10 protein-coding genes are annotated in these 10,386 nt (G+C 71.5%); 7 read left to right on the forward strand and 3 right to left on the reverse strand.

Going from position 1 to position 10,386, the window contains the following annotated elements; genetic code table 11:
- Positions 1 to 927: 927 nt before the first annotated feature.
- The gene (locus ACFWNV_RS15545; RefSeq protein WP_383946256.1) at positions 928 to 1,416 is read left to right on the forward strand and encodes a winged helix-turn-helix domain-containing protein; all 489 of its coding nucleotides are present in this window, start codon (positions 928 to 930) and stop codon (positions 1,414 to 1,416) included.
- The gene (locus ACFWNV_RS15550; RefSeq protein ID WP_243336420.1) at positions 1,413 to 1,736 is read left to right on the forward strand and encodes a replication initiation protein, RepL2; all 324 of its coding nucleotides are present in this window, start codon (positions 1,413 to 1,415) and stop codon (positions 1,734 to 1,736) included. Before ACFWNV_RS15545 ends, ACFWNV_RS15550 begins: the two co-directional genes overlap by 4 nt.
- 18 nt (positions 1,737 to 1,754) lie before the next feature.
- On the opposite strand, the gene hisC is transcribed toward ACFWNV_RS15550, so the two are convergent.
- From hisC to gap, 3 genes are all read right to left on the reverse strand, one after another.
- Positions 1,755 to 2,843 (reverse strand): histidinol-phosphate transaminase, encoded by a 1,089-nt coding sequence (gene hisC, locus ACFWNV_RS15555; protein ID WP_383946259.1) that lies wholly within the window; start codon positions 2,841 to 2,843, stop codon positions 1,755 to 1,757.
- A 176-nt stretch (positions 2,844 to 3,019) separates the two neighbouring features.
- Entirely contained in the window at positions 3,020 to 3,934 is a 915-nt protein-coding gene (locus tag ACFWNV_RS15560) for a pyridoxamine 5'-phosphate oxidase family protein (protein WP_383946263.1), read from the reverse strand.
- An 81-nt stretch (positions 3,935 to 4,015) separates the two neighbouring features.
- Positions 4,016 to 5,023: a type I glyceraldehyde-3-phosphate dehydrogenase gene (gap, locus tag ACFWNV_RS15565; RefSeq protein ID WP_383946266.1), complete on the reverse strand. Its 1,008-nt coding sequence runs from the start codon at positions 5,021 to 5,023 to the stop codon at positions 4,016 to 4,018.
- Positions 5,024 to 5,289: 266 nt separating this feature from the next.
- On the opposite strand from gap, the gene ACFWNV_RS15570 reads away from it, so the two are divergent.
- The 5 genes from ACFWNV_RS15570 to ACFWNV_RS15590 all read left to right on the forward strand — a co-directional run bounded on the left by ACFWNV_RS15570 (position 5,290) and on the right by ACFWNV_RS15590 (position 10,237).
- On the forward strand, positions 5,290 to 6,249 hold the full coding sequence (locus ACFWNV_RS15570; RefSeq protein ID WP_383946269.1) for a helix-turn-helix domain-containing protein: 960 nt from the start codon (positions 5,290 to 5,292) through the stop codon (positions 6,247 to 6,249).
- Positions 6,250 to 6,371: 122 nt separating this feature from the next.
- Positions 6,372 to 7,172: a class I SAM-dependent methyltransferase gene (locus ACFWNV_RS15575; protein ID WP_383946271.1), complete on the forward strand. Its 801-nt coding sequence runs from the start codon at positions 6,372 to 6,374 to the stop codon at positions 7,170 to 7,172.
- Entirely contained in the window at positions 7,169 to 8,824 is a 1,656-nt protein-coding gene (locus ACFWNV_RS15580; protein ID WP_383946274.1) for an AMP-binding protein, read from the forward strand. Before ACFWNV_RS15575 ends, ACFWNV_RS15580 begins: the two co-directional genes overlap by 4 nt.
- A gap of 88 nt (positions 8,825 to 8,912) precedes the next feature.
- Entirely contained in the window at positions 8,913 to 9,581 is a 669-nt protein-coding gene (locus tag ACFWNV_RS15585) for a TetR family transcriptional regulator (RefSeq protein WP_383946277.1), read from the forward strand.
- 95 nt (positions 9,582 to 9,676) lie between these two features.
- A complete protein-coding gene (locus tag ACFWNV_RS15590; protein WP_383946280.1) occupies positions 9,677 to 10,237 on the forward strand; it encodes a CGNR zinc finger domain-containing protein in 561 nt (186 codons plus the stop codon).
- Positions 10,238 to 10,386: the final 149 nt, after the last annotated feature.

The following is a 10,386-nucleotide window of genomic DNA, read 5'->3' on the forward strand; positions in this document are numbered from 1 at the left end:
TCTTCGCTGCGGTCGGACATCCGGCAGCGGGCCGAGTGGGGTTGCGCAGGAGGCAAGCAGCACAGTGGCTGATGCCGTCTGTGGTGCGGAGTAGCGCCCGTACGCCGGATGCCGGCTGCGGGCCGCACTGGGCGCACCTTCTGTGGCTGAGCCCGACACGGGCCTACGCTGGTCGTCTTGACGTGAGGGAGGAGCCCTCGCACTGGTCTGTGGTCCTGTGGAACGTGCTCGTTGTCCGGTTCCGGTTCCCGCGGACCCCCTTGGAAGGGGGCGGGCGGGCGGGCGTCGTTCCACCGTCGGCTTCGGGTGGCGTTCCCTGACTGCCTCGTTCGGTGCATGGTCGGGAAGCCCGTCATGAGGGCAACGCATCCGCCCCGCATCGTGGACCTCGGCCACAGAAGGTGCGCCCAGACGAAGCCCGTCACTCGGACCACCGGCGCTCACGGATTCGCTCAGCCCCATCCGGCATCAGCCACGCTGCTGCTTGTTCCAGTGGGAGACCACGACGAACCGTGGGAGGGCGTCCCGGGCGGTGGACCCACCTGGGAGCCCTGGCGCGGAGCGACAGGGCGAGCAGCAGCCGACCTGGGTCGGCACGTGCTCACTACCTTTCCCAGTATTAAGAAGGCGCAGCCCCCGCACGCTCTTGACCTGCAAAAACGTCGATCCCAACCCGACTCCAGGATCGGGTAACCCGATCCTGGAGTCGGGTTACCCGATCCTGGAGTCGGGTTGGTTAGCTATGTGCACATTCAGACTGGACAGGTGTGCGGGGGCTCGCGGGTCGAAGTTCATTAGCAATGAGCAAAGGAACCTTTCCTCCGGGCAGGGTCGGTTGGCTATGCGGTAATGTGCAATGCGCTAATTGTGTGGCCCGGTGAGTGGGTGCACTGCTCGTGGTGACGAGGAGCGGGGCGGGTTCAGAGGATGGCGGAGTCGGCACGGAGCAAGATCCTTGCGCTGGTGGATCCGGACACCGGAGTCATGGAGGAGGTCCCCCGTGCTCCGTACGCCTTCGATGGACCGCACATCAACGTCGGCATCCGGCGCGGCCGTCAGCTTGCCTCAGGCGATTCGGGGCTGAGCGACCGTGAGTTCCGTGTGCTGGTCTGGTACTGGTTCGCGACGGAGGAGCGACAGGGGCCCGTCCAGATGACCAGCGTGACCGTAGCGGCGGAGCTCGGGATGAGTCCCGACGCGCTGTCGAGGGCCATCAAGGTTCTCAAAGGGGCCCGCCTGCTCGTCGAGTCCGGCGGGATCGGCCGTACGACGTTCTATCGAACGACCCCGTACCTTGCGTTCATCGGAACGGGCTTCGAGCATCGTGAGGCGGTTTCCGACTGGAATCCTCCCGAGATGCGCATCCCGAAGCCCGGTGACCGCGAACGCAAGAAGATCAAGGGAGACGCGACATGAAGGTCCACCGCAGTGAGGACGTGCTGTACGTCCTCAAGCGCACGGGACGCGTCCTGAACCCGAACCAGCGGATCGTCGTCATGCTGTACGCGGCCTCCGAGCAGCGGCCGGACGGGTCGGTCTGGATCAAGGCCACCGAGCTGGCCGAGACCGCGGGGATGAGCGCCCCGGTCTTTTCCCGGACGCGCAAGGAGCTGGAGGCTCTCGGGTGGCTCGAAGAGGTGGACAGCGTCGGCCCGGTCCGGGTCTTCCGACTGACCCCGACGATCGAGGCCGAGCGCGAGCAGCCGGCCGCCAGGCTGAGGGTCATCAGCGGATGAGGTGTGAGGCCGGCGGGGTCAGTGGTGCCAGTCGGCCGCGGTTTTCAGGAGGCGGTCGTTGGCGTCCGGGGTGCCGATGGTGATGCGGACGCCCTCTTCGCCGAAGGGGCGGACCATCAGGCCGGCCGCCTCGCAGGCGTCGGCGAAGTAGGCGGTGCGGGCGCCGAGGCGGAGCCAGACGAAGTTGGCGTGGCTGTCGGGGACCTCGTAGCCCTCCGCGCGCAGGCCGGCGCTGACGCGCTCGCGTTCCGCCACGAGGTCGGCCACGCGTGCGCGGAGTTCCTCGGTGGCGCGCAGGGAGGCCAGGGCGGCGGCCTGGGCGGGGCCGCTGACGCCGAGCGGGACGGAGCAGGCGCGCAGGGCCGCCGTCACGTGCGGGTGGGCCACCGCGTAGCCGACGCGGAGCGCGGCCAGGCCGTAGGCCTTGGAGAAGGTGCGCAGGACGGCGACGTTGGGGCGGTCGCGGTAGAGGTCGATGCCGTCCGGGATGTCTTCGGCGGCGTCGACGAACTCGCGGTAGGCCTCGTCTATGACGACCAGGATGTGCGGGGGCACGCGGTCCAGGAAGCGCTCCAGTTCGGCGCGGCGGACGGCGGTGCCGGTGGGGTTGTTCGGGTTGCAGACGAAGATCAGGCGGGTGCGGTCGGTGACCGCGTCGGCCAGTGCGTCCAGGTCGTGGGTCTCGTCGCGCAGCGGGACCTGGACGGAGGTGGCCCCGGCGGCCCAGGCCAGCAGCGGGTACGCCTCGAACGAGCGCCAGGCGAAGACGACCTCGTCGCCCGGGCCCGCGGCGGCGGCGACCAGGTGCTGGGTGATGCCGACGGAGCCGGTGCCCAGCACCAGGTGGTCGGCGGGTACGCCGAGGCGCCCGGAGAGCTCGGCGACCAGCTCGGCCGCGGTGGGGTCGGGGTAGCGGTTGAGGCGGCCCAGCCAGGTCCCGACCGCCTCCATCACCGACGGGAGCGGCGGGTACGGGTTCTCGTTCGAGGAGAGCTTGTCGACGAACTCGTCGCGGGCCGCGCGGCCCGGCACGTAGGCGGGGACCGTCGAGACGTCGGCGCGCAGCCGGGGCAGGACCGGACCGGGCGTGGCGGGCGTGGTGGGCATGGCTCAATCCTTAAACGGGAGTTCTCGGGTGGGGAGTCCTCGGGGCGGTGGGGCAGCGGGCCGGACGGGGCGTACAGCAGGGCGTACAACACCGTCCGGCCGTACCGACGGGGGAGACGGCACGGCCGGACGGTGACCAGGGGCTGGGCGAGGGGACGGCGCGGGGCTGAGGGGGATCAGCCCTGCGCCGGTGCCGGCGGGTTGTAGGGCGAGGGACCGCCGAACGCCCAGCGCAGCCGGGTCGCCCCGTCGATCTGCACCACGCGCTCGATGTCGAACTCGCACATCCGCAGGGCTCCGGGCACGTCCGCCCGGTCGCCCTCGGCCCAGTTGATCCGAGCCTTGCCCGTCAGTTGCAGGGTGTGGCCGGACTCCCAGTCCAGGAAGAGCAGCCCGCAGTTCTCGTTGAGCTGCAGATTGCCCAGGGTCATGTAGAAGGAATTGCCGAAGTAGTCGGGCCATACGAGCCTGCGCGGTCCGGCCACCGTGACGAAGCCGGGGTCGCCGCCCCGGTGCGAGGAGTCCGCACCGTAGCCGTCGGCCTGGCTGGCGATGAAGAAGGTGTCCGCCCCGCGGATCCACTTCTCCTGCTCGGGCGTCAGCGCGTCGCCGTCCCGGGTCTCCCGGGTCGCCGACGCCGGTCCGTCCGCGACCGGGACCCGCACCTGGAGGTACTTGGGGCAGTTGCCCAGGACCTGCTCGGTGCGGATGTGCAGCGCATCCCCTTCGCGCCGCCCCACGCCGTTGATCCGGATCCGGGTCGTCGTGTGCGGTTCGAGGGCGAGCAGCCCGATGTCGGCCGTCTCCGAGAAGGCCTCGGCGAGCGGGTCGCCCGGCACGGGCAGGGAGGTCAGCGTGATCGTGCGCCGGCTCGTGGGCAGGGCGAAGCCGGGCTCGCCCGTGACCAGCGAGGACCACATGGCGCCCGTGGCGTCGGCGCCGCCCAGGAAGAGCATGCGCTGGCGCATCAGGTACTGGTCGAAGCCGGGCTGGATCACGTCGTCGAACATCGGCGAGCCCCAGCCGGGACCGCCTTCGCCGGCCTGCTTCTGGACGGCCTGTTCACCCTCGTGATGGGGGGTCTTGATCACGGGAATCGGGATCCTCCGGTCGGGACGGGCGCCGTGGCCGACGGGGTCGCCGTCGGCGGGCGCCCGTCTACGGGGCGCCGGTCAGCGGGCGCCGATCAGCAGGGCGGTGTCCACGACACGGTTGGAGAAGCCCCACTCGTTGTCGTACCAGCCGACGATCTTGACCTGGCGGCCGTCGCCGATCACCTTGGTCAGGCCCGAGTCGAAGATGCACGACGCGGGGTCGGTGACGATGTCGCTGGAGACGATCGGCTCGTCGGTGTAGGTGAGGATGCCCGCGAGGGCGCCCGCGGCGGCCTTCGCGAAGATCTCGTTGACCTCCTCGACCGTCGTCGCGCGGCCGACGCGGACGGTGAGGTCGGTGGCCGAGCCCGTCGGGATCGGCACGCGCAGCGCGTACCCGTCGAGCTTGCCCTTGAGCTGCGGCAGGACCAGGCCGATCGCCTTGGCGGCGCCGGTGGTGGTCGGCACGGTGTTCGTCGCCGCCGAGCGGGCGCGGCGCAGATCGCTGTGCGGACCGTCCTGGAGGTTCTGGTCCGCGGTGTAGGCGTGGACGGTGGTCATCAGGCCGTGCTCGATGCCGAGCGCGTCGTCGAGGACCTTGGCCAGCGGGGCCAGGCAGTTGGTCGTGCACGAGGCGTTGGAGACGATGTCGTGCACGGCCGGGTCGTAGAGCTCGTCGTTGATGCCGAAGGCGATCGTCAGGTCCTCGTTCTTCGAGGGCGCGCTGATGATGACCTTGCGGGCACCCGCCTCCAGGTGGGCGCGGGCCTTGTGCGCGTCGGTGAAGACGCCGGTGGACTCGATGACCACGTCCACCTCCAGCTCGCCCCACGGAAGCTTCGCGGGGTCGCGCTCGGCGGTCACGCGTATGGTGCGCCCGTCGATGACCAGGTTGCCCTCGACGGCCTTGACCTCGTGTCCGAGCCGCCCGAGCGTGCTGTCGTACTTGAGCAGGTGGGCCAGCGTCGCGGCGTCGGTGAGGTCGTTGACGGCGACCACCTCCAGGCCGGTGCCCCGCTGAAGGGCGGCGCGGAAGAAACTGCGGCCGATGCGGCCGAATCCGTTGATGCCGACCTTGATCGTCACGTGATACCCCTCGTTCGGAAACTACATCCATGGCCGCACGTGAAGCCGCGTCGTCCGGCCAGTCCTCGTCCTCAACTGTACCGCCCGACTTGTGGGTCGGCTTGCGTAAATGCGCCTGTTCATGGCGGGTTTACGCACGAAAGCCGAGGTGAGGCCTTGTGCATTGGAACTTCTGATGGCGTGCGAGTACCTGCATGCAGGTATGTTTTTATGGGCCTGCCTGTCACGATGACACGACGCTTCCCGGAGCGAGGAGAACGATGGACATGCTGCCCCTTCGCGGGCCGAGCGCATTCGTGCCGGACCGCAGTCCACCGCTCGCCGCGCCCGCCCCGCCCGCCACGGGTACGACGGCGCGGGTGATCCGAGCACACGGCGAGTCCGTGTACGGGACCACCGTCCGCCGCGAGTTCGGAGACGTCACCATCTCCCTCGTCACGGGGGAGGCCCACGAGGCCGTACGTCCCGGCCGCCACATCCGCGCCGACCCGTCCGAGTCCTTACGGGTGTTCCGGGCGCTGGCCGGCGAGATCCACGTCCACCAGGACGGCCGCCGGGGCCAGGCGAGCGGCCCGCAGATCATCTGCTGCGACACCAGCCGGCCGTACCGCCTCATCCTGCCCCGGCCCTTCCACCTGGTCGAGGTCCAGCTGCCGCACCGTCACCTCGGCATGTCGGCCGCCGACACCGCGAAGCTCACCGCCACCGGCTGGTGCGGACGGATGGGCGCCGGAGCCCTGCTCTCCCAGCTCCTCGCCGGACTCCACGACCACGGCACCGAGATCCACTCCGCCGTCGACCGGGTCGGCGCCACCGTGGCGGGCCTGACCGCGGCCGTCCTCGCCGACCGGCTGCGCCACGTCGCCGCCGAGGACGAGGTGGCCCGGCACGACCTCATGCTCAACATCCAGGGGTTCATCCGCGCCCGGCTCTCCGACCCCGACCTCACCCCGCAGGCGGTCGCCGAGCACCACAACATCTCGCTGCGCTACCTCCAGCGGATCTTCCAGGAGCACGGGACGAGCCCCGCCCGGTGGATCCGGGACGAACGCCTCGCCCGCTGCCGGTCCGAGCTGCGCGACCCGCGGCTCGAGCACCTGCCCGTCGGGGTGATCGGCGAACGGTCCGGCCTCTACCAGGCCTCGCACTTCAGCCGGCTCTTCCGCGACCGGTACGGCCTCACCCCGCGCGGCTACCGCACCATGCGCGAGGCCGTGCCCACGTAGGCCGGGTGGCCCCCGTGCCCACGTGGGGGACGGCGCCGACGAGCACAGACGAGTACAGCCGACCGACGAGTACGGCCGACAGACGAGTACAGCCGACCGACGAGCACTGACATCCGAGGAGGATGACGGATTTGACCGGCACGAGCTTCGAATTCCCCGGTGAGTACTACGAGATCATGCGGAAGGACTTCCGCAACCTCGACGCCGAGACGGAGTTCCTCGCGTCCTTGCTCCCCGACGCGGGCACCGTACTCGACCTGGGCAGCGGCACCGGCTCCAACCTGCGCGCCCTGCGCGAGCGCGGCCACCGCGGCACCGGCGTCGACCAGAGCGCGGCCTTCCTGGAGTACGCCCGGGCCGCCGGCGACGAGGGGATCTCCTACGTGGAGGCCCGCGCCGAGGAGTACCGCACCGACGAGCGCTACGACCTCGTGTACAGCCTCTTCATGACGCTGAACTACCTGGACCGCAGCAGCCTCCCGGCCGTCCTGCGCTCCATCCGCGAGCTGCTGAACCCCGGCGGCCAGGTCGTCCTGGAGTTCGGCCACCTGCTGAACTTCGTCGACTCCTTCCAGCCCAACAGCGTCGGCCACCACCGCCGGGACGGGATCCTCATCACCCGCCTCGCCCGCCAGTTCATCAACGCGCACGCCGCGAACTGGCGCAACGAGGAGACCCTGCTGGTCCGCACCGCGGACGGCACGGTCTCCATGTACGACAACTTCTTCGACCAGGCCGTCCTGACCGGGCCCGAGGTCCGCGAACTGCTGGCCGCGGCGGGACTGACCATCACGGCCGAGTACGGCGGGTTCCGCAAGGAGCCCGCGCCCTTCCACGGCCGGGGACCGCTCGTCATCGTGGCCACCGCGACCCCTGCCGACACCGCGTCCGACACCGCTCAGCAAGAGGAGAACCAGGCATGACCGGCACCGGCATATCGCTGCTCGACGGCGGGCCCGCCCCCGAAACCGGCGTCGCGCACCTCGGCGCCGCACTCGTCCGCGCCGTTGCCGAGAGCGACGGCCGCGGGGTGACGTACATCCGCGCCGACGGCACCGAGGTCCACCAGAGCTACGCCGAACTCCTCGACAGCGCCTCGCGCGTCCTGGGCGGGCTGCGCGCCTCCGGCGCGGTGGTCGGCGAGAAGATCATCCTCCAGTCCGCCGACGACGCGGACCTCCTCTCCGGCTTCTGGGCATGTGTCCTCGGCGGCTTCCTGCCGCTGCCCGTCAGCGCCGACGCGGTCAACGGCCCCGGCCTGCTGGAGCGCGTCTGGGCCGGCTACGGCCGCCCCCGCGTCCTGACCGGCACCGGCCAGGAGCTCGCGCCCGCCGTCACCGCCGACGCCGGCTGGACCGCCGCCCACCTGGGCGACGTGGCGGGCCTGCGCACCGCCCACGAGCCGGACCTCGCCTGGCACGAGCCGGACGCCGTGGACCCGGCCGTCCTGCTGCTCACCTCCGGCAGCACCGGCGTGCCCAAGGCCGTCAGCCTCACGCACCGCAACATCCTCACGCGCAGCGCGGCCACCTCCCGCGTGAACAAGCTCGACGCGGACACCCGCACCTTCAACTGGATGCCGCTGGACCACATCGGCGGGCTGATCATGTTCCACGCGCGCGACGTCTTCCTCGGCGCCGCCCAGGTCCACGCCAAGATCCAGTGGGTGCTGGAAGACCCGCTGCGCTGGCTCGACGCCGTCTCCGCCCACCGGGCCGACACCACCTGGGCGCCCAACTTCGCCTTCGTGCTCGTCAACGACCAGGCCGACCGCTTCGAGGGCCGCGGCTGGGACCTGAGCCCGCTGCGCTACATCATGAACGGCGGCGAGGCCGTCCGCTCCGGCGTCGTCCGCCGCTTCCTGGACCTGCTGGCCCCCTACGGGCTGCCCGCCACCGCCATGTTCCCCGGCTGGGGCATGTCCGAGACCACCGCCGGCGTGGCCGACTGCCAGTTCACCGAGGCCGCCGCGGGCGACGACCGCTACGTGCCCGTCGGCCGCCCGCAGCCCGGCACCCGCATCCGGGTCGTCGACGAGCACGGCACCCTCGTGCCGTGGGGGATCACCGGCCGCCTCCAGGTCACCGGTTCGACCATCACCTCCGGGTACTACGACAACCCCGTGCAGAACCGGCAGTCCTTCACGGACGACGGCTGGTTCAAGACCGGCGACCTGGCGTACGTCGAGAACGGCATCCTCACCGTCACCGGCCGCACCGACGACGTCATCCAGCTAGGCGAGATCGCCTACCACGGCCACGAGATCGAGGCCGCCGTCGAGGAACTCGACTTCATCGAGCCCTCGTACACCGTCGCCTCCCTGGTCACGGCCGAGCCCGGCGGCGCCGAGGAGCTCGCGGTGTTCTTCAGCCCGCGCTCCGGCACCATCACCGGCGAACAGGGCGAGCGGATCCGCGAGCGGGTCCGCGAGCGGCTGGGCGTCGACGTACCGCACCTGCTGCCCGTCGACCGGTCCGAGATCCCCAAGACCGGCATCGGCAAGCTCCGCCGCGCGCAGCTCCGCAAGAGCTTCGAGGACAGCCTGGCCACCGTCCCGGCCGGCACCGCGGCCTGACCGTACGGGTGGTGGTGTCGCCGGGGGGGGCCCGCCCCGACGGCACCACCACCCGTACGTCTCCACCCCCTACGCACGAGGAGCGCCCATGGCGCAGCAGGAGCGAGCCGAGCGGACGCGCCGGGCTCTGATCAACGGCGCCGCCAAGGCCATCGACCTCTACGGCTACGAAGGGGCCTCGCTCGCCGTCATCTGCACCGCCGCAGGAGTCACCAAGGGCGCCCTGATGTACCACTTCCCCGCCAAGGACGACCTGGTCAGAGCGGTGCGCACCGAAGCCCGGCAGGCGATCGTCAGCGCCCTGAGCGAGGTGCCGCACCGCGGGATCCGGCCCTTGCAGGCCGCCGTCGACATGACGCACGCCGTCGCCGGGCGGCTCGGGCACGACCCCGTCGTACGGGCGGGCGCCCGGCTGACCCGGGAGTTCGTGCACTACCCCGACGGCAGCGTCTCCTGGACCGATGCCGTCCGCGAGGAACTGGCCGACGCGCTGGCCGGAGCGGCCGACCCCTGGGGGACGGCCGCGCAGCTCGTCTACTCCCTGATCGGGATGGACGTGTGCCTGCGCGCCGAGGAGCACCGCCCGGGCCGTTCCTGCGGGCCGCTGCGCGGGCACCTGACCCGGCTGTGGCAGCTGATCCTTCCGGGGATCCTCGCGGCGCCGCAGGCCGTGGAGCTGTACCGGGCCGAGGGCTCGTCGCCGTACTGCGCCTTCGCGGCCGTTCCCGCGCCCGTGCACCTCGGACCGCGGGGGTGAGCGTGGACCGAGCGGGGGCGGGGGCGGGTGTGCGGGTGGGCGTGGACCGGGCGAGCGCGGACCGGGCGGGGCCGGGAGCGGGTGTGCGCGCGAGCGTGCCTGATCCGCGTCCGCTGACCGGGGAGCCGCTCAGTCTGGACCTCCTCAACACCCTCTGGCACGACCGCTACGGCCGGTACGACCTGCTGGACTCCACCGCCGGGCTCGCGTGCTGGCTGGCCGGGTCCCGGGTGGCCGCCGCGTTCGCCGGCGGCGAGCTGCGTGCCGACCGGACCACGCTGACCGCCGCCCGGGCCGCGCGCACCGCGCTGACCGGTGTCGCCGGGCGTCCCGATGCGGGGCCGGGGGCGCTCGACGCCTTCAACCGGCTGCTCGACGCGGGCCGGATCCGCCGGCTGCTCACTGCCGCGGGGCCCGTGGAGCGGCTGGAGGCGCCCGACTCGGGGCGGCTGCTCGGGTATCTCGTGGCGGCGGACTACCTGCGGCTGCTCAGCACCGCGGGGGATCGGCTGCGGAGTTGTGCCAACCCGACGTGTGGGCTGCAGTTCCACGACGTCAGTCGGAATGGGACTCGGCGGTGGTGCACTAGCACGGGGTGCGGGAACCGGGCGAAGGCCGCTCGGCACTATGCGCGGCGGACGGCGTCCGCGTCCTGATCCGTCTTGTGCGGCGCGGCGCGGCGCCGTTGCCGGGGACTCCGTCCCCGGGCGCCTCAAGCGCCGGCGGGGCTGGGTTGTGCCGGTGCGCTGCTGGCTGCGTGGGGTGGGTCGGTGCCGGGGGCGGGGTGGGGTGTTGGCCTGGACTG

It is taken from the genome of Streptomyces sp. NPDC058401 (assembly GCF_042722885.1).
Classification (GTDB): domain Bacteria; phylum Actinomycetota; class Actinomycetes; order Streptomycetales; family Streptomycetaceae; genus Streptomyces.